The sequence below is a fragment of the Achromobacter pestifer genome (assembly GCF_013267355.1).
Taxonomy (GTDB): Bacteria; Pseudomonadota; Gammaproteobacteria; order Burkholderiales; family Burkholderiaceae_B; genus Achromobacter; species Achromobacter pestifer_A.
On record NZ_CP053985.1, the window covers coordinates 2,872,735 to 2,894,800 of the forward strand.

Sequence of the window (22,066 nt, forward strand, 5' to 3'; positions counted from 1 at the left end):
TAGGAGATACGCCATGCGTTTCCATCCCCTGGCGCGCCGCCGCGCGCTGCTCGCCATGGCAGGCCTGTGCCTGTCGGCGCTGTTCGGAACCGCGCAGGCCGCCGAGCCGCTGAAGGCCGTGGCCAGCTTTTCCATCCTGGGCGACATCGTGCGGGAAGTCGGCGGCGCCGACGTCAGCGTGGCCACGCTGGTGGGGCCCGACGGTGATGCGCACGAATACGAGCCGACGCCGGGCGATGCCAAGAAGCTGGCCACCGCGCGGGTGCTGTTCGTCAACGGCCTGGATTTCGAGACCTGGATGCCGCGCCTGGCGAAGGCGTCGGGCTTTGCCGGCGCCACCGTGGCCGCGTCCCAGGGCGTGAAGCCGCGCACGTTCGCGGGCGGCGGGCATGATGATGACCACGACCACGACCACGACCACGACCATGGACATGGCCATCATCACAGCGGCGCCGATCCGCATGCATGGCAGAACCTGGCCAATGGCGTCATCTACGCCCACAATGTGGCCGAAGGACTGGCCGCTGCCGACCCCGAGCATGCCGACGCCTACCGCCAGCGCGCCCAAGCCTACATCGCGCGCCTGAAGGCGCTGGACGTCCAGGTCCGCAAGACCTTCGCCGCGATTCCGGCCGAGCGCCGCAAGATCGTGACCTCGCACGATGCCTTCGGCTACTTCGGCGACGCCTACGGCGTGACGTTCATCCCCGCGATGGGCGTGTCCACGGATGCGGAGCCCGCGGCCGGCGAGGTGGCGCGCATCATCGAACAGGTCAAACGCGAGCGCGTGCCGGCGGTGTTCGTGGAGAACATCAGCAGCCCCAAACTGGTCCAGCAGATCTCCCGCGAAACCGGCGCCAAGGTGGGTGGTACGCTTTATTCCGATGCCCTGTCCAAGCCCGGACAGCCCGGCGCCATCTATCTGGAAATGTTTGAATGGAACGCACGTCAGCTTGCCGCGGCCATGCAGCCCTGACCGCGGCGGCGATGCTGCTGGCGGCGGGCGCCGCCAGCGCGCACCCGCATATGTGGATCGATGCCCGCGCGGTGATCGATATCGATGGACAGCAGCGCATCACGGCGCTGCGGCAGGTCTGGATGTTTGATGAGATGTTCGGCGCCTACGCCACGCAGGGATTGAAAAAGGGCAAGAACGGCTCGCTGTCTGCCGAAACCTTGCAGGGCATGGCGCAGGACTGGATGCGGGCGCTGGGCGAGCCGATCTCGCACTACTTCACCCGCGTCACCGTGGACGGCAAGACAGCGGTCTTCGCGGCCCCGCGCGATGCGCGCGTCGACTGGAATCCGAAGACCACGCGGCTGACGCTGTCCTTCACTTTGCCGCTGGCCACGCCCGTGGCGCCGGGTGCCGCCGGCGCGCAGGTGGACATCTACGATCCCACCTATTTCGTGGCCTACGCCTTTGATGAAAGCGGCGCGGTATCGCTGGGCGGGCAGGACGCCCGGGCCTGCACCTCCGCCTACCGCAAGCCCAAGGAACTGGATTGGAAAACCATGCAGCAACTGGCCGCGATCCCGGCCGACCCGGACGCCTTGCCGGACGAGCTTTTCGCCATCACCAAGGGGCTGACGCACCGCATCGAGGTGCGCTGCCCGTAGCGCTTGCGCTGTTGGCCGTGCTGCTGCTGGGCGGCGTGGGTGCGGCCGCGGCCCAGGGCGCGCATCCCTTCGGGGTTCCGGAGAGCGGCGCGGGCATGGGCGGGCCGGGCTGGCTGGCTGGCTTCTTCGGTCAGGTGTCGGCCTGGCAAAGCCATTTCTATCGCCAACTGACGGGCGCGGTGCGCGCCTGGCAGGCCGATGGCGGCGCGGCCTGGGCCTTGATCGGGCTGTCTTTCGCCTACGGCGTGTTCCATGCGCTGGGGCCCGGGCATGGCAAGGCGGTGATCTCTTCCTACGTGCTGGCCAATCGTCAGACCGCGCGCAACGGCGCGCTGCTGGCGCTGGCGTCCGCGCTGATCCAGGCGCTGGTGGCGATCGCGCTGGTGGCCGTGCTGGCGCTGATCTTCAACGCCACCGCGGCAACGATGAACAACGCCACGCGCTGGCTGGAGCTCGGCTCCTATGCGTTGGTGACCTTGCTGGGCGCGTGGCTGGTGTGGGTCAAGGCTATCCGTCCGCTGTTGCGGACCCGGGCAGGACGTGCGGCCGAGGGGGCCATGCTTGATCACGGCCATGGGCATGGACACGGCCACGATTGCGGCTGCGGCCACGCGCATGCGCCCGCGTCAGAGCAGGTCTCGGGTCCGCTGAATTGGCGCCGCGCGGGAACGGCGATCCTGGCCGTGGGTTTGCGCCCCTGCAGCGGCGCGCTGATCGTGCTGGTGTTCGCCCTGGCGCAGGGTTTCTTCCTGGCGGGCGTGGCCTCGGCCCTGGCGATGGGCTTGGGTACCGGGCTGACGGTGGCGGCGCTGGCCTGCCTGGCGGTCGCGGCCGGCGGCGCGGCCACGCGCATCGGCAGCCGCCTGTCCAGCGCCGGCGCGGCGCGGCTGCGTTACGGCGTGGAAGCGCTGGCGGCATTGGCCGTGTTGTTGCTGGGCGTGATGTTGTTGGGCGGCGTGATCGCTGGAGGCGGCTAGGGGCCAGCCGAGCGGGCTTGAGTATCCGTTTTCGCTGAACGCGCCGGACCCGGCGCGTTCAGGATTTGCGTCCGGCCCGAGGATGCGCCTGATCGTAGGCGCGGGCCAGGTGCTGGAAGTCCAGCCGCGTGTAGATCTGGGTGGTGGAGATATTGGCGTGGCCCAGCATTTCCTGCACGGCGCGCAGATCCTGCGCCGACTGCAGCACGTGGCTGGCGAAGCTGTGGCGCAGCACGTGCGGATGCACGTGCGTGGGCACGCCGGCCTGTTGCGCGATGCGCGCCAGTTGCAGCTGCACCACGCGTGGCGAGATGCGGCGTCCGCGCGCGCCCAGGAACAGCGCGGCCGCGTCTTCGGGCTGCGCCGTGAAGGGCGCCAGCTGCGACCGTACCGCGATCCATTTGCGCAGGGCCTCCAGCGCGGCCTGGCCCACGGGCACCGAGCGGCGCTTGCCGCCCTTGCCCAACACGGTGACCTCGGCCTCTTCCAGGCTCAGCCAGCCGCGCGATTCGTAACTGCCGGAACGTTCATAGCGCAGATCCAGCCCGACCAGCTCCGACAGCCGCAGGCCGCTGGAATAGAGCAGTTCGAGCATGGCCTGGTCGCGCAGCGCGGCGGGTTCGGTCGCCACTTGCGCGGGGGCGCGGTCCAGCAGGGCCTGGGTCTGTTCCACCGACAGGGCTTTGGGCAGGCCGCGCGGCGCCTTGGGGGCGCGCACGCCGGCCACGGGATTGCCGGCCAGTTCGATCGCCGGCGCCCACCATTGATAGAAGCCGCGCCAGGCGGCCAGGGTGCGCGCCAGGCTGCGCGGCCCGCGGCCCTGGGCGTGCAGGCGCGCCACGAATTGGCGGATGTGGCCGTTGCCGATCTTGTCCAGCGGCAGCTTGGCGTTAGCGGCAAGCTCGCGCAGGAAATGCAGTTCGCGGCGGTAGCCGTCCAGCGTGTGGGGCGAGTAACGCCGGTTGGTTTCCAGATGGCGCAGCCAGGCGCTCATCGCGTCCGGCAGGGGCGTTTCGGGCGGTGCCGCGTCTAGCGCTTGCGTGGTTTTCGGCATGGCGTCCGCCCGTGTCGCCGCTAGGCCTTGGGCGAGGCCGGATTCAGGCGATGCAGCGCCGCCGAAGCCAGCTGGCCGATGGATTCCAGGAAGGTTGTGCCCATTTCGGGCGTGAAGCGTTCGGCGTCGTCCGAGCCCAGCACCAGCAGGCCGACGGCGGCGCCGTCCGCTTCCAGGCGCAGGGGCACCAGCGCCAGCGACTTGGGCTTGGCGTCGAGCCAGCCGGCCGCTTCGAATTCGGTGTCGGTGCCGCAGTACGGCGTCTTCAGGCTGTCGGTGAAGGCGCGCATGTCTTGCGTGACGGGTTCGCCATAGCCGGTCGCCGGCAGCTCCGACAGGTCCCACAAGCGCAGCGCCACGTGGTTCAGCTCGAACTGTTCAGCCAGCCCCAGGGCGATTTCGCCCGGCACATGCTGCGGATCGCACTCGGACAGCAGGCGGCAGCACCATTTGGCCACGTGCGTGCCGATGCTTTCGTTGGCGGTGGCGTTGCGCACGAGTTCGTTCAGGCGCCATTCGAGTTCGCGGTTGCGTTCGCGCAGCGTCAGGATCTGGCGTTCGCCCAGCGAAATGGCGCGCGAGCCGTGCGGGTGCGGCACCTGCAGGGTGGCGAAGACGTCCGCGTGGTCGTCGAAGAAGCCAGGGTTCTCTTGCAGGAAACCGGCGATGTCGTGAGCGGTAAAAGCGGTATCAGTCATGGCTTATCGGTTCAGCCCCATGGAGAAGACGAGCTTGTCGATATCGACCTGCCCCGTGAAAACGGACTCGGCCGGGCCGGTCATGCGCAGTTGTTCGCCGTTCCAGGCGACGGTCAGCACGCCGCCGCGCGCTTGCACGCGCACCGGCGAGTCCAGCAGGCCGCGGCGGATGCCGGCCGCGACGGCGGCGCAGGCGCCGGTGCCGCAGGCCAGGGTTTCGCCGGCGCCGCGTTCGAACACGCGCAGGCGGATGTTGTTGCGATCCACGATCTGCATGAAGCCGGCGTTGACGCGGCGTGGAAAGCGCGGATGGGTTTCGATCAAGGGGCCCAGGACGGACACGGGTGCGGTGTCGACGTCGTCCACGATCTGCACGGCGTGCGGATTGGAAATCGCCACGGCGGACAGCGCGACCGTGCGCGGCAGGCCGGCGGGTGCATCCAGCTCCAGTTCCCACAGCGTGTCCTGGCCTTGGACGCACGCGGCCAGGCCGGCGGTGTCGAACGGCAGGGCCTCGGGCTCGAAGCGCGTGCTGCCCATTTCGACGGTGACCTGTTCGTCGTCGCCTTGGTCCAGCACCAGGATGCCGGTGGCGATCTCGGCGCGCAGCGGGTTGCGGTCGGACAGGCCTTGCTCGTGCACGAAGCGCACGAAGCAGCGCGCGCCGTTGCCGCAGTGTTCGACCTCGCTGCCGTCGGAATTGAAAATGCGATAGCGGAAATCCGCGTCGGGCCGGGTGGCGCGTTCGACCAGGAGGATCTGGTCGGCGCCGATGCCGAAATGCCGGTCGCCCAAGGCGCGGGCGCGCTCGGGCGTCATGTCGATGGTCTGGCGGACCCCGTCGAGCACGACGAAATCGTTGCCCGCGCCATGCATTTTGGTGAAGTTCCAGTTCATCACTGGATTATCGCCCATATTGGGGCGCGAGCCGCGGACTCAGTAGAGTTTGGGTTCGCCCGGCGGACGCGTCTTGAAGCGGCGGTGGACCCAGTAGTACTGGCTGGGGCAGCGGCGGATCCAGGATTCCAGCTCGCGGTTCAGGCGCGCCGTGGCGTCTTCCAACGTATCGGTCCCCGGGAAGTCGGCCAGCGGCGGCAGCACTTCGATGTGATAGCGGCCGGTATCCGGATTCCAGAAGCCCAGGACCGGCTTTACCACCGCATCCCATTTCTTGGCCAGCTGGGCGGTGGAGAGCAGGGTGGCCGCCGGGATGCCGAAGAAGGGCGCGAACACCGCGCCCTGGCGGCCGAAGTCCATATCGGGCAGGTAATAGACAGGGCGGGGGGCGCGCAGGTGGCGGATCAGTTCGCGCACGCCGTCCTTGCGGCTGACCACGAAGGACTCATTGAAACGAGTCCGTCCGGCGGCCATGACGGCGTCGATGTTGGGGTCGCTTTGCGGGGTGTACATCGTGGCGGCGCTGGGGATATCCATCGTCAGCCGGGTGCCGCCCGCGTCCATGGCGATCAAATGGGGCGCCAGCAGGATCACCGACCGGCCTTGGGCGATCAGCGCGTTGACCTCGTCCACGCCGCTTAGCGTCACCATCTCCCTGACAGCTTCGGGCGTGCCGTACCAGAGCACGCCGCGGTCGACGATGGATTGCGCCAGCGCGCGGAAGTGGTCCGCGACCCACTGTTCGCGGACCTGTTCGGGTTGCTCGGGAAAGCACAGCTCGAGATTGCGGCGCACGATGCGCGCGCGCGACTTGACCAGCCGTGGCGCCAGCCAGCCCAGCCCGGCGCCGATGCGCAGCCGCGTCGACGGCTTGATGCGGGCGAACCATTTCATCAGGGATACCAGCGAACGCGTTTTGAAGTTAGTCATAGTGAGGAAAGTGAAGCGGTCGGGAGCGCGGCGGTTCAGTTGGCCGGGGACGCGGTGTCGGCGGCAGGCGCCGGGGGAGCGCCGCGCGGCGTCTTGTAGCGGTTGTAGCTCCAGAGATATTGCTCCGGGCAGCGGCGGATCAGCGTTTCCATGGCGGCGTTGAGCAGCGCGGCCTGCGCTTGGGCATCGGCGGGCAGCGGTTCGGGCACGCGCACGTAGTGGATGCGCCAGCCCCGGCCGCCGGGGAGCCGTTCGCCCGCGGTCAGGATGATGGGCACGCCTGTCTGCGTGGCGAGCTTGCCGGGCAGCGTCATGGTGTAGGCCATGCGCCCGAAGAACGGCGCCCAGACGCCGTCGCCCACGCTGGGCGCCTGGTCGGGCAGCATGCCCACGGATTCGCCGCGGCGCAGGGCGCGCACGAATTCACGCACCCCCTGCATGGTGGCCGGCACGGCATTGACCGCCGAGGTGTTGCGCGCGGTTTCCAGCAGCGGGGCGAGGATGTCCTTGCGCGGGGGGCGGAACATCACGGTCATGGGCATCTGGCGCGCCAGATAGCGCGCGGTGATCTCGAAGCAGCCCAGGTGCGGCGTCAGGAACAGGATGCCGCGGTTCTCGGCGCGGGCCGCGTTGACCACGTCGTTGTCGTCCGAAATCACCTGGGCCAAGCTTTGTTCATTGCGGAACCAGACGCGCGGGCTCTCCAGGATCATGGCGCCGATTTCGCCCGCCGCGCGGCGCGCAAAGGCTGGATCGGGATAGCCGGCCTGGGCCGCGTTGGCCTGCAGCCGCCGCCGGTATTTGCCCGGCCAGGCGTAGATCGCCCGCCCGGCGAGGCGCCCCGCGGCGTGGGCGGCGGAGAGGGGTAGGGCGGCGAACAATCTGAACAGGAAGAGCAGCATGCGGCAGGAAAGTGGGACGGGCTGGAAGTGGGTCTGGGCCAGGAGGAATATGCATACGTCCCCCGGCTTTGGCGGCAGAACCGCATTTTCGCTTAAAATAAGTCAGTCGCCGAGTTAACCGACAACTTGCGGGGCGACGGCAAGGGTGTAGCGCTTTGCGCAGCTTTTGCCAAATCCGCTAAAGCGTCGCGCCCAGATTTGCGTATGTCATGCGGTCGGGGGTGCAACGCGCCTCGTGAACCTATGCGCCGGCAACGCCGGCCACCAAGGACGCATCTGTGGCCAACAACGACTTTCTCTTTACTTCCGAATCCGTCTCCGAAGGGCATCCCGACAAGGTTGCGGACCAAATCTCCGACTCGATCCTGGACGCGATTTTCACCCAGGATCCGAATGCGCGCGTCGCAGCCGAGACGCTGTGCAACACCGGCCTGGTAGTGCTGGCGGGCGAAATCACCACCACCGCCAACGTCGACTACATCCAGGTCGCGCGCGACACGATCCGCCGCATCGGCTACGACAACACCGAATACGGCATCGACTACAAGGGTTGCGCGGTGCTGGTCGCCTACGACAAGCAATCGCCGGACATCGCCCAGGGCGTGGACCGCAGCTCCGAAGACTACCTGAACCAGGGCGCGGGCGACCAGGGCCTGATGTTCGGCTATGCCTGCGACGAAACTCCCGACCTGATGCCGGCCCCGATCTGGTACGCGCACCGCCTGGTGCAGCGCCAGAGCGAGCTGCGCAAGGACGGCCGCCTGCCGTGGCTGCGTCCCGACGCCAAGTCGCAAGTGACGTTCCGCTACATCGACGGCCGCCCGGCTGAAGTCGACACCGTGGTGTTGTCGACCCAGCACGCGCCCGAGGTCTCGCAAGAGACCATCCGCGAAGCGGTGATCGAAGACATCATCAAGCCCAGCTTCCCCGAAGGCCTGATCACGCCGCAAACGAAGTTCCTGGTCAACCCGACCGGCCGCTTCGTCATCGGCGGACCGCAAGGCGATTGCGGCCTGACCGGCCGCAAGATCATCGTCGACACCTACGGCGGCGCTTGCCCGCACGGCGGCGGCGCGTTCTCGGGCAAGGATCCGTCCAAGGTCGACCGCTCGGCCGCTTACGCCGCCCGCTACGTGGCCAAGAACATCGTGGCCGCCGGCTTGGCGCGCCAGTGCCAGGTGCAGGTCAGCTATGCCATCGGCGTGGCCGAGCCCATCAACATCACCGTGTACACGGAAGGCACCGGCGTCATCCCCGACGACCAGATCGCCAAGCTGGTGCGCGAGCACTTCGACCTGCGTCCGAAGGGCATCGTCAACATGCTGGATCTGCTGCGCCCGATCTACGCCAAGACTGCCGCCTACGGCCACTTCGGCCGTTCCGAGCCGGAGTTCTCGTGGGAAGCCACGGACAAGGTGCAGGAACTGAAGAAGGCCCTGTAAGCCTGCCTGGTTCTGCAAAGCAAAGCCCCCGCAAACTGCGGGGGCTTTTTCGTTGCCGCAAGGGTTTACAGCCCCCAGGCCGACAGATCCGGGCGGCGCGGCGCCGGCGCCAGCACCGGCTCCAGCGCCGCGGCGCAATCCAGCAGGGCCGCGTCGCCGCCCGCGGGCGCCAGCAGCTGCACCGCCATGGGCATGCCTTCGGCATCGAAGCCCACAGGCAGGGAGATGGCGGCAGCGCCCAGGAAGTTGGCGGGGCGCAGCAGCTTGCCCAGGCCGGCGTGGCGCGTGTCGTCGGCGTCCAACGTTTGCGCCGCCTGGTCGCAGGCGGGCATCAGCAAGGCATCCAGGCCCTGCATGGCCTGCGCGAACGCGGCCATGTCGGCGGCGCGGCGTTGCAGCGCGGCCTCGTAGTCGGCTTGCGCGATGCGGCCGCCAGCCGCGATGCGCTTGCGCACCACATCCCATAGCGGCTGGGCCAGGTCTTCGGCCAGCGCGCCGTAATAGCGATAGGCCTCGTAGGCCAGGACCACGGAGTTGTCGTCCGCCATGCGGGCAAACGACAGGGCCGCGGACGGATGCCAGGGCGTGGGCGTGTAGCCGGCCCGCGCCAGGTTCTCCTCGGCCTCGCGCCAGGCCCGCAGGCCGGCTTCGGCCAGGGGCGCGGGCCAGGCGTCGGGCGCCAGCACTGCCACCGTTCCCGGGCCGCGCCGGGCCGGCTGGTGCAGGGCGGCGATGGCGCTCGCGGGAAAGTCCAGCGTGGCCGGGTCGTCGATGTCCGGCCCGGCCAGCAATTGCGTCAGCAAGCGGGCGTCGGCTACGTTGCGCGTGATCGGACCCAGCACGTCCAGTGTGTCCGACAGGGGCAGGCAGCCGCCGCGGCTGATGACGCCGGTGGACGGCTTGTAGCCGACCAGGCCGTTGAGGGCCGCCGGCGCGCGCACCGAGCCGCCGGTGTCGCCGCCCAGCGCCAGCGGCGCCAAGCCGGCGGCCACGGCCACGCCGCCGCCGCTGGACGAGCCGCCCGGCGCGCGCGCGGCCTGTGCATCCCAGGGATTACGCGCCGTGCCTTGCGTGGGATTCTGTCCCGACAGGCCGAAGGCGAACTCGGTCATGCGGGTCTTGCCCAGCACCACCATGCCTTGCGCGGCCAGCTTGCAGAGCGGAGCCGCCGTTACGTCGCTGATCCGACCCTGCAGGGCGAGTGAACCCAGACAGGCGCTGACGCCTTCCCATTGCACGCTGTCTTTCACCGCCACGGGCACGCCGTGCAGGGGACCCAGCACAATGCCCGCGGCGAGCAGGCGGTCGGCGGCATCGGCCTGGGCGAGTGCGCGCTCGGCCGTGACTTCACTGTAGGCGGCCAGCGTGGAGGCGCGCTCGATGCGGTCCAGAAAGTGAGTGGTGACCTGGCGCGAACTCAGTTCGCGCCGGCGGATGGCGCCGGCCAGGGCCTGGGCGTCTTGGAAGTGCAGGGCGGTGTCTTGTGCTGGCATGGGTCTCATCGGAAATGAAAAAGCTCTCCGGTCCTTAGCGGGCCGGAAAGCGTTTGGACGTGACGCTCGGGGTTGCTTATTTCAGGGTCTGGCCCTTGGTCTCGGGCATGCGGATGAAGGTGATCAGGGTGATCACGGCGCCCGCCAGCACGTAGTAGAAGAACCAGCGCTCCATGCCCTTGCTTTGCAGCCAGGTCAGCAGATAGGGCGTGGTGCCGCCCAGCAGCGCCACGACCAGGTTGTACGGCGTGCCGATGCCGACGGCGCGCACGCTGGTGGGGAACTGCTCGGACATGATGGCCGGCGCGATCGAGGTGTACATGGCGTACAGCACCAGGCCGAACAGTTCCACCGCCAGGATCGAACCGAACGAGGGGCCCAGCGTGGTCATCAGCGGATAGAAGAACACCAGGTAGCCGGCGGCGAAGAAGATCAGCTGCGGCTTGCGGCCGATGCGGTCGGACAGGATGCCGAACAGCGGCTGCACCAGCATGAACACGATCAGCGCGACGGTGTTGGCGGCGAAGGCGGTCTTGGGATCGGCATGCACCTGACGGATGGCGTAGGTAGGCACGTAGGCCACGAAGATGTAGAACGCGAACGTGGTCAGGATGGAGAAGCCCACGATGCGCAGCACTTCGCGCGGGTGGTCGCGCAGCAGGGTGCGCAGCGGCTGCTTTTCGACACCGGCCTTCTTGGCGTGCGAGAACGCCTCGGTTTCGGGGATCGAGCGACGGATCCACATGCCGGCCAGGCCGCCCAGGGCGCCCAGGAAGAACGGAATGCGCCAGCCCCAGGCGGCCATGTCGGCCTTGGTCAGGGTCGAGGTCAGCAGCCAGCCGATGGCCGAGGCGGCCAGGATGCCCACGGCGGCGCTGAAGAACACAAAGCTGGAATAGAAGCCGCGCTTGTCGGGCGGCGCCATTTCCGCCAGGAAGGTCGTGGCCGAGGCATACTCTCCGCCCAGCGACAGGCCTTGCAGGAGGCGCGCGGCGGTCAGCAGCAGCGGGGCGGCCAGGCCGATGGCGGCGTAGGTGGGGGTGAGGGCGATGATCAGCGAGCCGCCGGCCATCATCAGGATGGTCAGGCCCAGCGCGGCCTTGCGGCCGTAGCGGTCGGAGAAGATGCCCAGTATCCAGCCGCCCACCGGGCGCATGAAGAAGCCCACGGCGAAAATGCCGAAGGTCGCCAGCAGGGCCGTGGTTTCGTTGCCTTCGGGAAAGAACTGGCTGGAAAAGAAGATGGCGAAGGACGCGTAGATGGTCCAGTCGAACCATTCGACCGCATTGCCTACACTACCGGCCAGGATGGTGCGTGCACGGGAGACGGGCGCGGGGCCGGCCGAGGCGGCTGCCCCCTGCGGCTTGCGCAGGGATGCTGATGTGCTGCTCATGAAAACCTCAAATAAGAATTTATTTTTGGTCAAAAAGACCGTTTAATTTTATGTTTTTATCAATGCGCGAACGTTAATTTAATGAATATGGACACGTCAAGTAAGGGTAAGTCCCTAGCTCCGGGGCTGGACGACACCGACCTCGCCTGCCTGATCGCGCTGCAGGCGGACCCGCGCGCGTCCTGGCGCGAGCTGGGCGCGGCCACCGGCATTGCCGAGCGCACCGTCGCGCGCCGCATCAAGCGCCTGATGGATGCCGACGCCTTGCGTGTCATCGCCGAACTTGATCCGCTGGCCGCCGGCCGCGGCGTGGTGCTGCATGCCTGGGTGCGCTGCCGTTCGGGCCGCGTGCCGGAGGTGGCGGACCAGTTGGCGCGGCTGGACATCAGCCAGCTCGTGGTCACCTTGGCCGGTTCGGCCGACCTGATGGCCGAGCTGACACTGGCGGACGCGGCCGACATGCCAGACGTTGTGACGCGCGTGCTGCCTTCCATAGACGGGGTCGAACACGTGGAGGCGAGGCTGGTGCTGCGGCCGTTCCGCCGCGCCGGCCAATGGCGCATCCAGGCCCAGACCGGCTGCGCTGCGGCCGAGGCCACAGCGGCGCAGCCGCCCGCCGCGCTGACGGACGCCGAGCAGCGCATGGTGGCCTACCTGATGCGCGACGGCCGCGCTAGCCTGGCCGAATTGGCCGAGCAGGCCGGCGTCAGCGAACCCACCGCGCAGCGCCTCTTGCACAACATGGTGGAGCGCCGCGCGCTGAGTTTCCGCGTGGAAGTGGAGCCGGCGCTGGTTGGCTTTCCGGTGGAGGCGGTGATCTCCGTGCAGGTGCGCCCGCAAGCCGTGGACGCGCTGGCCGCGCACCTGGCGCTGGATCCCAACACCCGCTGCCTGTTCGGCACCAGTGGCGCGTCCCAGCTGTTCTGGCACGTGCTGTGCCGCGACAGCCTGCATTTGTGGGACGTGGTGACGCGCCGCCTGGGCGAGCTCGACGGCGTGCTGAACAGCGAAGTCGGCGTGGTGATGCGGGCGCACAAGCGCTGCGGCATCGTGCGCGCGGGCGCGCGGTTGGGGGTGGACGCTTAACGTTCCGTCCCGCCAGCGGCGGGGCGGGACGCGAGCGCCTGTTCACCAGACCGCGTCGTCCGAGCCCGGCGCGCGCAGATGCCGGGCAAAGCGCTGCGACAGGAACTCCACGAACGCTATCGTCTTGGCGGGCAGGTTCAGCCGTTCGGGATAGAGCGCGTGGATGTCGGCGGGCGGCGTGCGCCAGTCAGCCAGTACCGCCCGCAGGCGGCCGGCTCGCAGGTGCTCGGCCGTTTCCCATTCCGAACGCATGACGATGCCGTGGCCGTCCAGCGCCCATTCCAAGGCGCTTTGCCCGTCGTTGGAACTGAGCGGTCCGCGCACCTTCACGGTTTCCGCGCGCAGGCCCGATTCCAGGCGCCAGGTGCCGTAGGCCACGTCGTTTTCGCGCACCACGATGCAGCGGTGGCGTTGCAGGTCGCCCGGCGCGCGCGGCTCGCCATGAATTTCCAGATAGCGCGGCGACGCGCACAGCAGCCGGCGGTTGGAGGCGATCTTGCGCGCGGTCAGGCGAGCGTCGGGCAGGTCGCCAAAGCGCACCGCGACGTCGAAGCCTTCCTCGATCAGGTTCAGCGGCCTGTCGGTCAGGCGCATCTGCACTTCCACTTCCGGGTATTGGCGCGCGAAGTCCGACACCGCGGGCACGATGTGGGCGCGGCCGAAGCCGAAGGTCGCGTTCAGCCGCAACAAGCCTTGGGGACGGGCGCGGGCGCTCGATACCGAACGTTCCAGCGCTTCCAGGTCTGTCAGGATGCGTGCGCCTTCGGCCAGGTAGAGCTCGCCTTCCTGCGTGACGCTGATCCGGCGGGTGGTGCGGTTCAGCAGCCGCACGCCCAGGCGCTGCTCCAGCTTGGCCAGGCGCGTGCTGACCGCGGGCGGGGTCAGGCCCAGTTCGCGGGCGGCGGCGGACAGATTGCCGTGCTTGACCACCAGCGAGAAGAAGGCGAGATCGGAGAGGGCATCCATGCGCTTATTTATAAATTGAATTTAATAAAGCTTTATTTGAATCATTAATTATAAGAACAATACCGGCTTATACACTGGGCTCACCACTACAGAGCCGCCTGGCGCGGCCAAACGAGGAGACCAGGAATGAAGATCAACAAAGCGGCCGGCGTCTTGTGCGCGGCCATCGCCGCATCCTGTTGGACCCAGCCGGCCGCCGCCGACGCCTTTCCCCAGCGCGCCGTGACGCTCATCGTGCCCTTCGCGCCCGGTGGCAGCGTGGACATCGCCGCGCGCCTGATTTCGGACGCCTGGGGCCGCGCCCTGGGGCAGAGCGTGGTGGTGGAGAACCGCGCCGGCGCCTCCGGCAACATCGGCATGGCCGCGGTGGCGCGCGCCGAGCCCAACGGCTATACGCTGGCCGTCAACACCATGTCGCTGGCCATTAACCCGGCGCTGTTCCAGACCATGCCGTTCGACACGAAAAAGGACCTGCGTTCGGTCGGCACGATAGGCACGTCTCAGCATGTGCTGACGGTGACCAACCAGCTGCCGGTGGCCAATGTGAGCGAGCTGCTGGCCTATGTGCGCGAGCGCCCCGCCAATGATCTGAGCTTCGGCTCGGCGGGCACGGGCAGCACCTTCCACATGGCCGCGGAACTGTTCAAGTCGGTGTCCAAGACCCAGATCCTGCACGTGCCCTACAAGGGCGGTGGCCCCGCCATGGTGGACACGATCAGCGGCCAGGTGCAGATGAGCTTTCCGGTGCTGTCCGCGGCCAAGCCGCAGGTCGACGGCAAGAAGCTCAAGGCGCTGGGCGTGACGGGCACCACGCGCTCGCCGCTCTTGCCCGATGTGCCGACCATCGCCGAATCCGGACTGCCCGGCTACGAGTTCAACACCTGGTTCGTCATCAGTGCGCCTGCCGGCACGCCGCAATCCGTGATCGACACGCTGAACGCCAAGCTCGAACAGGCCTTGCGTTCGCCGGAGCTGGCGCAGCGCATGGGCCGCGAAGGCTTCGATCCGCTGATCTCCTCGCCCGCCAAGACCGATGCCATGGTGGCCGCCGAAATGACGCGCTGGGCCGGCATCGTCAAGGACGCCGGCATCCAGGCCAACTGACCGGGCCGCAAGACCCCAACTTCGAAGGACGCAAGACATGCCCGGCATGACGCTGTACGACAAACTGGTGGCCAGCCATGAGGTGGCCCGGATCGACGACGAGCACATCCTGCTCTACGTCGACCTGCACATCATGAACGAATACACCAGCCCGCAAGCCTTCAGCGGCCTGGCTGCGCGCGGGCGCGGCGTGCTGCGTCCCGGGCAGCAGATGGCGGTGGTGGACCACATCATCCCCACGCATCCGGTGCCGGCGGCGCTGCGCGTGATCGCCGACGATGCCTCGTCGCGCCAGGCGCTCAACCTCAAGCGCAATTGCGACGAGCAAGGCATCGCGCTGTTCGACACCACCGATCCGCTGCAAGGCATCGAACATGTGATCGCGCCCGAGCATGGCATGGTGCTGCCGGGCATGGTGGTGCTGTGCGGCGACAGCCACACCACCACCTATGGCGCGCTGGGCGCGCTGGGCTTCGGCATCGGCACGTCCGAAGTCGAACATGTGCTGGCCACGCAGACGCTGGCGTACCGGGTGGCGCGCAACATGCGCATCCGCGTCGACGGCTCGCTGTCCGCCGGCGTCACGGCCAAGGACCTGGTGATCTGCATCGTGCACCGCATCGGCGCGCAGGGCGCGCGCGGCCACGCGGTGGAGTTCTGCGGCGAGGCCATCGCCGCGCTGTCCGCCGAGGCCCGCATGACCTTGTGCAACATGACGGTGGAGGCCGGCGCCCGCGCCGCGCTGATCGCGCCGGATGCCACCACCGAGGCCTACGTCATCACGCATGCGCCCGAACTGCATGGCGAGACCTTGTCGCAGGCGCGCGCCTATTGGGCCACGCTGCGGTCGGACGCGGACGTCGTGTTCGATGCGGAGCACGCGCTGGACGCTGCCGCGATCGCGCCCTTCGTCACCTGGGGCACCAGTCCGGACCAAGCCATGCCGGTGGACGGCGTGGTGCCGGATCCGCAGGCGGAGCCGGATGCGCTGGCCCGGTTGGCGCTGGAGAAGGCCATGGACTACATCGGCCTGGCGCCTGGCATGCCGATAGCCGGTGTGCCGATAGACCGCGTGTTCATCGGCTCCTGCACCAACGGGCGCATCGAAGACCTGCGCGCGGCGGCAGCGGTCGTGCGCGGCCGCAAGGTCGCGGCGGGCGTGCGGGCCATGGTGGTGCCCGGATCGGGCGCGGTGCGCGCGCAGGCCGAGGCCGAGGGCATTGCGGCGCAATTGATCGAGGCCGGCTTCGAGTGGCGCCAGCCCGGCTGTTCCATGTGCCTGGCCATGAATGACGACGTGCTCAGTCCGGGCGAGCGCTGCGCCTCCACCACCAACCGCAATTTCGAAGGCCGCCAGGGGCGCGCTGGCCGCACGCACCTGATGTCTCCGGCCATGGCAGCCGCCGCCGCGCTGGCCGGCCGCATCGTCGACGTCCGCGCCTGGGAGCAACAAGCATGACCGCAACCATCAACGGCGTCGCCGCGCCGCTGCCTTTCTCCAATCTGGACACCGACCAGATCATGCCCAAGCAGTTCTTGCGCATCATCGACAAGGCGGGGCTGGACCGTGGCCTGCTGCACGACCTGCGCTTCGACGCCGCCGGCGCGCCCAGGCCCGATTTCGTGCTGAACCAACCCGCCTATGCCGGCGCATCCATCGTGGTGGCGGGACCGAACTTCGGTTGCGGCTCCAGCCGCGAGCATGCGGTATGGGGCCTGCAGCAGTTCGGCATCCGTGCGGTGATCGCGCCCAGTTTCGGTGAAATCTTCTACTTCAATGCCGTGAACAACGGCCTGCTGTTGATCAGCCTGGCGCCTGCCGAGATCGACGCCTTGCTCGCCAGGGTGTCCAATACGGCCACCAACCGCGTCGGCATCGACGTGGCGGCTGGGCGCGTCACAGCCGCGGACGGCTGGACCGCGGCGTTCACGCTGCCCGAGCGGCACCGCCGCATGTATGTGCAAGGGCAGGACATGGTGGGCGCATCATTGCAGCAGCTGGACGAGGTGGAACGTTTCGAGGCGCGCCATTGGGCGCGGCATCCCTGGATGAAAGACCTGGCGCGCCGCGTGCGCGACCGCCTGGACCGAGAGGCCGTATGACGACATTTTTCGACCTGCCCGTGCGCCGCATCGCCGCCAACGGCATCGAGATCGCCGCGCGCGTGGACGGCTCGGGCCCGCCGCTGCTGTTGCTGCACGGGCATCCCCAGACCCACGCCATCTGGCACCGCGTCTGGCCGGAACTGACGCGCTACCGCAGCTGCGTGGCGGCGGATCTGCGCGGCTACGGAGACAGCGACAAGCCCGCCGCGTCGCCGGACCACTCAGCCCATTCCAAGCGCGAGATGGCGGCCGACATGGCCGGGTTGATGCGCGCCCTGGGCCACGAGCGCTTCGAGGTGCTGGCGCATGACCGCGGCGCGCGCGTGGCGCACCGGCTGGCGCTGGACCATCCCGCCGCCGTCAGCCGCATGATGCTGCTGGACATCGCGCCCACGCTGGACATGTACGAAGGCACCACGCGCGCCTTCGCCCAGGCCTATTTCCACTGGTTCTGGCTGATCCAGCCGGCGCCGCTGCCCGAAACCATGATCGAACGCGACCCGGTGTTCTACCTGCGTTCCGTGATGGGCGGACGGCCCGGCGGGCTGGCGCATTTTTCCGCCGAGGCGATGGCCGAATACGAACGCGCCGCGCGCCTGCCCGGCTGGGCTGCGGGCCTCTGCGAGGACTACCGCGCCTCCGCCACGCTGGACCTGGAGCACGACCGCGCCGGCCGGACCGCCGGCGAGCGCTTGCGGCTGCCGCTGCGCGTGCTGTGGGGCGAGCGCGGCGCGGTGGGCCGGAACTTCGACGTGCTGGCGCTGTGGCGCGCGGTGGCTGACGAGGTGTCCGGCGGTCCGCTGCCGGGCGCGCACTACCTGGCGGAAGAGTGCCCGGACGCGCTGCTGGCCCAGGCGGGGGCGTTTTTCGGCTGGCGCTGACGGGGCCGCCGCCGGGGTGTAGCACCCCAGCTGCGGGCTGGCGCTGAAGCCCGGGCGGGGCATAGGGCCTTCCAAAAAGGGACATACTGCCGGTGTTAACCTACGGTCGATGAATCAGCACCACGTCGACCTCTCCAAACTGCCAGACCCCGAAGACGCGCAACGCGCCTTCAAGGCCACGGATTCGCCGTGCGTGGCCGTCTGCTCCACGCTGTTTGACGACATCTGCCGCGGCTGCGGCCGCACCGCCATGGAAGTCGCCAACTGGGTCTTCATGACGGAAGAGGAAAAGCGCGAAGTCTGGGTGCGCATCACGGCGCAAGGGTATCCCCGCCGCAACAACTAGCATCCGGCCGCGCAGGCCGTCTTGGGCATGTCACATGGCGCGGGCTAAATCGCGCTTATCGCCCACTTCCGGCTCCATCATGCGCATCGTCCTGGTCACGGATGCCTGGCATCCGCAAGTCAATGGCGTCGTCCGCACCTGGACGACCATGCAGCAGATCCTTGAAGAATGGGGCCACGAGCTGATCGTGGTGAACCCGCAGGGCAGCCGCACCGTGCCGGCGCCCTCCGAGCCGGACCTGCGGCTGTGTTTGCAGCCCGGCCGGCAATTGCGCCGCATTCTGGGCGACATCGTGCCCGACGCCCTGCACATCGCCACCGAAGGTCCGCTGGGCCTGGCCGCGCGCCGCATGGCGCTGGCGCGGGGCTGGCGCTTCACGACCTCGTTCCACACCATGTTCCCGGACTACCTGCAGGCGCGCATGGGCATTCCCGCCGCCTTGCCGTGGCGCTATCTGCGCTGGTTCCACCGGCCTTCGCAGCGGGTGCTGGTGCCTACGCCCACGGTGCGCGACGTGCTGGCGCGGCGCGGCCTGGCGAATCTGCAGATCTGGTCGCGCGGCGTGGATCCGCGCAAGTTCCAGCCGGGCGCCGACCAGGCGTTCCCCGATCTGCCCCGTCCCGTATTCCTGAGCGTGGGCCGCGTGGCGCGCGAAAAGAATCTGGACGCCTTCCTGTCGCTGGACCTGCCGGGCAGCAAGGTGGTGGTGGGCGCGGGGCCGGATGAGGCGCGGCTGAAGAAGCGCTTTCCCGGCGCCATTTTCATGGGGATGCGGCACGACCAGGCGTTGCCCGCCTTGTACGGGTCGGCCGACGTCTTCGTGTTTCCCAGCCTGACGGACACCTTTGGCCTGGTCATGCTGGAGGCCATGGCCTGCGGCACGCCGGTAGCCGCCTTCCGCAGCGAAGCGCCGCTGGCGGTGGTGGCCCAGGGCGTCACCGGTTTCCTGGATGAAGACCTGGGCCACGCCTGCCGCGCGGCCCAGGCATTGGACCGTCATGCGGTGCGCGAACACGCGCTGACGCGCAGCTGGGACTCGGTCGCCTCGACCCTGCTGGCTGCACTGGTGCCGCTGGACGGGAGCGCGCGCGGCGCGGAGATGTTTTGCGTGCCCGAAGAGGCGGCGCCAGCCAGGCGGCCCGGCGGTGAAATGCCCGCCAGGGAGCCAGGGGTTTGATCCTTGCGGGACGGTTCCCGGGTACAATGCCCGGCAATCCTGAGGAGCGTTGCGACGACCCTGCGGTTCCCTCCAGCCAGTACGGCGGTGGAACCAGGCTCGCCAGGCTCAGGAATCCTTGTTCAAGCGGCGCGCCTTGCGCGGCGCTACAGCAACGGCGCTCACCTTTGTCGCATATGGCGGGAAAGGCGAGCACTCGACTGTCGTGGTGTATTCGCGTTGTCCGGCCATATCGTGCGCCGTTCGTATTTCACGTGGAGCCTACACACCATGAACGCTGTGACTGATAAATCCTTCTCCGACTACCTCGTCGCCGACATGTCGCTGGCCGGCTGGGGCCGCCGCGAACTCGCCATCGCCGAAACCGAAATGCCTGGCCTGATGGCCATCCGCGAGGAATTCGCCGCCAAGCAGCCGCTCAAGGGCGCGCGCATCGCCGGCAGCTTGCACATGACCATCCAGACCGGCGTGCTGATCGAAACGCTGGTGGCGCTGGGCGCCGAAGTGCGCTGGGCCTCGTGCAACATCTTCTCCACGCAAGACCACGCCGCCGCCGCCATCGCCGCGTCGGGCACGCCGGTCTTCGCCGTCAAGGGCGAAACGCTGGAAGAGTACTGGCAATACACCCACAAGATCTTCGAATGGCCCAATGGCGAAAACGCCAACATGATCCTGGATGACGGCGGCGACGCCACCTTGATGCTGCACCTGGGCACCAAGGCCGAAAAGGACATCTCGGTGCTGGCTAACCCGGGCAGCGACGAAGAGCGCATCCTGTACGCCGCCATCAAGGAAACCCTCAAGCGCGATCCCAAGTGGTACTCGACCCGCCTGGCCCTGATCAAGGGCGTGACGGAAGAAACCACCACCGGCGTGCATCGCCTGTACCAGATGTCGCAGAAGGGCGAGCTGGCCTTCGCCGCCATCAACGTCAACGACTCGGTCACCAAGTCCAAGTTCGACAACCTGTACGGCTGCCGCGAATCGCTGGTCGACGGCATCAAGCGCGCCACCGACGTGATGGTCGCCGGCAAGGTCGCCGTCGTGGCCGGCTACGGCGACGTGGGCAAGGGCTGCGCCCAGGCGCTGGTGGCGCTGCGCGCCCAGGTCTGGGTCACGGAAATCGACCCGATCTGCGCGTTGCAGGCCGCCATGGAAGGCTTCAAGGTCGTGACCATGGAAGAGGCCGCCAAGCATGGCGACATCTTCGTCACCGCCACCGGCAACTACCACGTCATCACGCGTGAGCACATGAACGCCATGAAGGACCAGGCCATCGTGTGCAACATCGGCCACTTCGACAACGAAATCGACGTCGCCGGCCTGGCCGACTGCCAGTGGGAAGAGATCAAGCCGCAAGTCGACCACGTCATCTTCCCGGACGGCAAGCGCATCATCCTGTTGGCCCAGGGCCGCCTGGTGAACCTGGGTTGCGCCACCGGCCACCCGTCGTTCGTGATGTCGTCCTCGTTCGCCAACCAGACCATCGCCCAGATCGAACTGTTCACGCGCAACGAAGCCTACACCTCGGGCCAGGTCTACGTGCTGCCCAAGCACCTGGACGAGAAGGTCGCGCGCCTGCACCTGAAGAAGCTGGGCGTGAAGCTCACGACCCTGCGCCAGGACCAGGCCGACTACATCAACGTGCCGGTGCAAGGCCCCTACAAGCCCGAGCACTACCGCTATTGATGGTTGTAGCAAAATAGGAAAGTGCCGCGCCATGTCGGCGCGGGCTTTCCGGTCTGCAGGACCTCTGCCGCGAACGTATCGCCGCGGCAGGGCCAGCGGGCTCACAACAGGAGGTCGAACATGGCATTGATACTCGTCTGGATCCTGAACGCGGTGGCCTTGCTGGCCGTTGCCTATCTGCTGCCCGGCATCACCGTGGCCAGCTTCGGATCGGCGCTCATCGCCGCGCTGGTGCTGGGCCTGGTCAACATGCTGGTCAAGCCGGTGCTGGTGCTGCTGACGCTGCCCATCACGATCGTCACTCTCGGTCTCTTCCTCATTGTCATCAACGCCTTGTTGTTCTGGTTCGTCGGCTCCGTGCTGAAGGGCTTCCAGGTCAACGGGTTCTGGTGGGCCGTGGGTGGTGCGATCCTGTACAGCATCATCTCTGGCCTGCTCACGAAGCTGATTCCCTAATGTCTGACTCGACTACTCCCGCTTTCAGTCTGGAATTCTTCCCCCCGCGCGACCTGGCCGGCCAGGAACGGCTGGTGCGCGCGGCCAAGCAGATGCTGGCCATCCAGCCCAAGTACGTCAGCGTGACCTTCGGCGCGGGCGGCTCCACCCGCGCCGGCACGGCGGACGCCGTGCGCACGCTGCGCAACCTGGGCTGCGATGCGGCGCCGCACCTGTCGTGCGTCGGCGCATCGCGCCAGGACCTGCGGGACATCCTCCAGGCCTACAAGAACGACGGCGTGCGGCGCGTGGTGGCCCTGCGCGGCGACATGCCCTCGGGCATGGGCGGCGACGCGGGCGAGCTGCGCCATGCCAACGAGCTGGTGTCGTTCATCCGCGAGGAAACGGGCGACTGGTTCCACATCGAAGTCGCGGCCTATCCCGAAATGCATCCCCAGGCGACCAATCCCTCGGCCGACCTGGACCATTTCGTGAACAAGGTGAAAGCTGGCGCCGACGCGGCCATCACGCAGTACTTCTTCAATGCCGACGCTTACTTCGACTTCGTTGACCGGGCCCAGGCCAAGGGCGTGAACGTGCCCATCGTGCCGGGCATCATGCCCATCACGAACCATACGCAGCTGCTGCGCTTCTCGGAAATGTGCGGTGCGGAAGTGCCGCGCTGGATCCGCCTGCGTTTGGCCGAGTTTGGCGACGACAAGGCCTCCATCCGCGCCTTCGGCGTGGACGTGGTGACCGAGCTGTGCCAGACGCTGCTGGACAACGGCGCGCCGGGCGTGCATTTCTACACCTTGAACCACGCGGAAGCGCCGCTGGCGGTGTGGAAGGAACTGGCGGTGCAGGCGTAAC

General features: G+C 68.0%; 22 protein-coding genes and 1 riboswitch. Of the genes, 14 read left to right on the top strand and 8 right to left on the bottom strand.

What is annotated here, in order from left to right:
* The first annotated feature begins 13 nt into the window (after window positions 1-13).
* From FOC84_RS13955 to FOC84_RS13965, 3 genes are read left to right on the top strand one after another with little or no spacing between them, the layout of a single operon-like run.
* Entirely contained in the window at window positions 14-976 is a 963-nt protein-coding gene (locus FOC84_RS13955) for a metal ABC transporter substrate-binding protein (RefSeq protein ID WP_438800875.1), read from the top strand.
* The gene (locus FOC84_RS13960; protein ID WP_173144913.1) at window positions 937-1,620 is read left to right on the top strand and encodes a DUF1007 family protein; all 684 of its coding nucleotides are present in this window, start codon (window positions 937-939) and stop codon (window positions 1,618-1,620) included. Before FOC84_RS13955 ends, FOC84_RS13960 begins: the two co-directional genes overlap by 40 nt.
* A 17-nt stretch (window positions 1,621-1,637) precedes the next feature.
* Window positions 1,638-2,597, top strand: coding sequence for a nickel/cobalt transporter (locus tag FOC84_RS13965; RefSeq protein ID WP_173150153.1), 960 nt, complete (start codon window positions 1,638-1,640; stop codon window positions 2,595-2,597).
* 58 nt (window positions 2,598-2,655) lie between these two features.
* Here the strand turns inward: FOC84_RS13965 and xerC are convergent, their stop codons facing one another.
* Genes xerC through FOC84_RS13990 form a run of 5 tightly spaced genes read right to left on the bottom strand, consistent with a single transcriptional unit; the run spans window position 2,656 to window position 7,078 of the window.
* A complete protein-coding gene (xerC, locus tag FOC84_RS13970; RefSeq protein WP_173144914.1) occupies window positions 2,656-3,651 on the bottom strand; it encodes a tyrosine recombinase XerC in 996 nt (331 codons plus the stop codon).
* Between the two features lie 20 nt (window positions 3,652-3,671).
* Entirely contained in the window at window positions 3,672-4,349 is a 678-nt protein-coding gene (locus FOC84_RS13975) for a DUF484 family protein (RefSeq protein ID WP_173144915.1), read from the bottom strand.
* Between the two features lie 3 nt (window positions 4,350-4,352).
* Entirely contained in the window at window positions 4,353-5,264 is a 912-nt protein-coding gene (dapF, locus tag FOC84_RS13980) for a diaminopimelate epimerase (RefSeq protein WP_173144916.1), read from the bottom strand.
* A gap of 21 nt (window positions 5,265-5,285) precedes the next feature.
* Window positions 5,286-6,176 carry a lysophospholipid acyltransferase family protein gene (locus tag FOC84_RS13985; protein WP_173144917.1) on the bottom strand — a complete coding sequence of 297 codons (891 nt, stop codon included), beginning with the start codon at window positions 6,174-6,176 and terminating at the stop codon, window positions 5,286-5,288.
* A gap of 35 nt (window positions 6,177-6,211) precedes the next feature.
* On the bottom strand, window positions 6,212-7,078 hold the full coding sequence (locus FOC84_RS13990) for a lysophospholipid acyltransferase family protein (RefSeq protein ID WP_173144918.1): 867 nt from the start codon (window positions 7,076-7,078) through the stop codon (window positions 6,212-6,214).
* 278 nt (window positions 7,079-7,356) lie between these two features.
* On the opposite strand from FOC84_RS13990, the gene metK reads away from it, so the two are divergent.
* Complete coding sequence (gene metK / locus FOC84_RS13995; protein WP_173144919.1) at window positions 7,357-8,520, top strand: methionine adenosyltransferase; 1,164 nt, start codon at window positions 7,357-7,359, stop codon at window positions 8,518-8,520.
* A gap of 65 nt (window positions 8,521-8,585) precedes the next feature.
* On the opposite strand, the gene FOC84_RS14000 is transcribed toward metK, so the two are convergent.
* Window positions 8,586-10,013 (bottom strand): amidase, encoded by a 1,428-nt coding sequence (locus FOC84_RS14000; RefSeq protein WP_173144920.1) that lies wholly within the window; start codon window positions 10,011-10,013, stop codon window positions 8,586-8,588.
* Window positions 10,014-10,089: 76 nt separating this feature from the next.
* Window positions 10,090-11,406, bottom strand: a complete 1,317-nt coding sequence (locus tag FOC84_RS14005) for an MFS transporter (RefSeq protein WP_173144921.1) — start codon at window positions 11,404-11,406, stop codon at window positions 10,090-10,092.
* Between the two features lie 81 nt (window positions 11,407-11,487).
* Between FOC84_RS14005 and FOC84_RS14010 the strand changes: the two genes are divergently transcribed.
* Window positions 11,488-12,492: an Lrp/AsnC family transcriptional regulator gene (locus tag FOC84_RS14010; protein ID WP_173144922.1), complete on the top strand. Its 1,005-nt coding sequence runs from the start codon at window positions 11,488-11,490 to the stop codon at window positions 12,490-12,492.
* 42 nt (window positions 12,493-12,534) lie between these two features.
* On the opposite strand, the gene FOC84_RS14015 is transcribed toward FOC84_RS14010, so the two are convergent.
* The gene (locus tag FOC84_RS14015; protein ID WP_173144923.1) at window positions 12,535-13,458 is read right to left on the bottom strand and encodes a LysR family transcriptional regulator; all 924 of its coding nucleotides are present in this window, start codon (window positions 13,456-13,458) and stop codon (window positions 12,535-12,537) included.
* Between the two features lie 126 nt (window positions 13,459-13,584).
* On the opposite strand from FOC84_RS14015, the gene FOC84_RS14020 reads away from it, so the two are divergent.
* The 9 genes from FOC84_RS14020 to metF all read left to right on the top strand — a co-directional run bounded on the left by FOC84_RS14020 (window position 13,585) and on the right by metF (window position 22,065).
* The gene (locus FOC84_RS14020; RefSeq protein WP_173144924.1) at window positions 13,585-14,562 is read left to right on the top strand and encodes a tripartite tricarboxylate transporter substrate binding protein; all 978 of its coding nucleotides are present in this window, start codon (window positions 13,585-13,587) and stop codon (window positions 14,560-14,562) included.
* A 37-nt stretch (window positions 14,563-14,599) separates the two neighbouring features.
* The gene (gene leuC, locus FOC84_RS14025; RefSeq protein WP_173144925.1) at window positions 14,600-16,021 is read left to right on the top strand and encodes a 3-isopropylmalate dehydratase large subunit; all 1,422 of its coding nucleotides are present in this window, start codon (window positions 14,600-14,602) and stop codon (window positions 16,019-16,021) included.
* Window positions 16,018-16,665: a 3-isopropylmalate dehydratase small subunit gene (leuD, locus tag FOC84_RS14030; RefSeq protein WP_173144926.1), complete on the top strand. Its 648-nt coding sequence runs from the start codon at window positions 16,018-16,020 to the stop codon at window positions 16,663-16,665. Before leuC ends, leuD begins: the two co-directional genes overlap by 4 nt.
* On the top strand, window positions 16,662-17,549 hold the full coding sequence (locus FOC84_RS14035) for an alpha/beta fold hydrolase (RefSeq protein ID WP_173144927.1): 888 nt from the start codon (window positions 16,662-16,664) through the stop codon (window positions 17,547-17,549). Before leuD ends, FOC84_RS14035 begins: the two co-directional genes overlap by 4 nt.
* Before the next feature lie 109 nt (window positions 17,550-17,658).
* Entirely contained in the window at window positions 17,659-17,895 is a 237-nt protein-coding gene (locus FOC84_RS14040; protein WP_173144928.1) for a DUF1289 domain-containing protein, read from the top strand.
* 79 nt (window positions 17,896-17,974) lie between these two features.
* Window positions 17,975-19,072: a glycosyltransferase family 4 protein gene (locus tag FOC84_RS14045; RefSeq protein WP_173144929.1), complete on the top strand. Its 1,098-nt coding sequence runs from the start codon at window positions 17,975-17,977 to the stop codon at window positions 19,070-19,072.
* Window positions 19,073-19,107: 35 nt separating this feature from the next.
* A riboswitch (S-adenosyl-L-homocysteine riboswitch) is annotated at window positions 19,108-19,242 on the top strand.
* 100 nt (window positions 19,243-19,342) lie between these two features.
* On the top strand, window positions 19,343-20,761 hold the full coding sequence (gene ahcY, locus FOC84_RS14050) for an adenosylhomocysteinase (protein ID WP_173144930.1): 1,419 nt from the start codon (window positions 19,343-19,345) through the stop codon (window positions 20,759-20,761).
* A gap of 120 nt (window positions 20,762-20,881) precedes the next feature.
* Entirely contained in the window at window positions 20,882-21,217 is a 336-nt protein-coding gene (locus FOC84_RS14055; RefSeq protein ID WP_006389784.1) for a phage holin family protein, read from the top strand.
* Entirely contained in the window at window positions 21,217-22,065 is an 849-nt protein-coding gene (gene metF / locus FOC84_RS14060; RefSeq protein WP_173144931.1) for a methylenetetrahydrofolate reductase [NAD(P)H], read from the top strand. The genes FOC84_RS14055 and metF overlap by 1 nt, the downstream gene beginning before the upstream one ends.
* Window position 22,066 lies beyond the last annotated feature (1 nt).

Excerpts from the sequence above, each read along its gene's own strand:
- FOC84_RS13955 (WP_438800875.1), top strand. The coding sequence starts at position 14 with ATGCGTTTCCATCCCCTGGCGCGCCGCCGCGCGCTGCTCGCCATGGCA.
- FOC84_RS14000 (WP_173144920.1), bottom strand. The coding sequence starts at position 10,013 with ATGCCAGCACAAGACACCGCCCTGCACTTCCAAGACGCCCAGGCCCTG.
- FOC84_RS14005 (WP_173144921.1), bottom strand. The coding sequence starts at position 11,406 with ATGAGCAGCACATCAGCATCCCTGCGCAAGCCGCAGGGGGCAGCCGCC.
- FOC84_RS14035 (WP_173144927.1), top strand. The coding sequence starts at position 16,662 with ATGACGACATTTTTCGACCTGCCCGTGCGCCGCATCGCCGCCAACGGC.
- FOC84_RS13960 (WP_173144913.1), top strand. The coding sequence starts at position 937 with ATGGAACGCACGTCAGCTTGCCGCGGCCATGCAGCCCTGACCGCGGCG.
- FOC84_RS14045 (WP_173144929.1), top strand. The coding sequence starts at position 17,975 with ATGCGCATCGTCCTGGTCACGGATGCCTGGCATCCGCAAGTCAATGGC.
- FOC84_RS14010 (WP_173144922.1), top strand. The coding sequence starts at position 11,488 with ATGAATATGGACACGTCAAGTAAGGGTAAGTCCCTAGCTCCGGGGCTG.
- FOC84_RS13990 (WP_173144918.1), bottom strand. The coding sequence starts at position 7,078 with ATGCTGCTCTTCCTGTTCAGATTGTTCGCCGCCCTACCCCTCTCCGCC.
- FOC84_RS13975 (WP_173144915.1), bottom strand. The coding sequence starts at position 4,349 with ATGACTGATACCGCTTTTACCGCTCACGACATCGCCGGTTTCCTGCAA.
- FOC84_RS13985 (WP_173144917.1), bottom strand. The coding sequence starts at position 6,176 with ATGACTAACTTCAAAACGCGTTCGCTGGTATCCCTGATGAAATGGTTC.
- FOC84_RS14020 (WP_173144924.1), top strand. The coding sequence starts at position 13,585 with ATGAAGATCAACAAAGCGGCCGGCGTCTTGTGCGCGGCCATCGCCGCA.
- leuC (WP_173144925.1), top strand. The coding sequence starts at position 14,600 with ATGCCCGGCATGACGCTGTACGACAAACTGGTGGCCAGCCATGAGGTG.
- leuD (WP_173144926.1), top strand. The coding sequence starts at position 16,018 with ATGACCGCAACCATCAACGGCGTCGCCGCGCCGCTGCCTTTCTCCAAT.
- FOC84_RS14040 (WP_173144928.1), top strand. The coding sequence starts at position 17,659 with ATGAATCAGCACCACGTCGACCTCTCCAAACTGCCAGACCCCGAAGAC.
- metF (WP_173144931.1), top strand. The coding sequence starts at position 21,217 with ATGTCTGACTCGACTACTCCCGCTTTCAGTCTGGAATTCTTCCCCCCG.
- FOC84_RS14015 (WP_173144923.1), bottom strand. The coding sequence starts at position 13,458 with ATGGATGCCCTCTCCGATCTCGCCTTCTTCTCGCTGGTGGTCAAGCAC.
- xerC (WP_173144914.1), bottom strand. The coding sequence starts at position 3,651 with ATGCCGAAAACCACGCAAGCGCTAGACGCGGCACCGCCCGAAACGCCC.
- ahcY (WP_173144930.1), top strand. The coding sequence starts at position 19,343 with ATGAACGCTGTGACTGATAAATCCTTCTCCGACTACCTCGTCGCCGAC.
- FOC84_RS14055 (WP_006389784.1), top strand. The coding sequence starts at position 20,882 with ATGGCATTGATACTCGTCTGGATCCTGAACGCGGTGGCCTTGCTGGCC.
- dapF (WP_173144916.1), bottom strand. The coding sequence starts at position 5,264 with ATGGGCGATAATCCAGTGATGAACTGGAACTTCACCAAAATGCATGGC.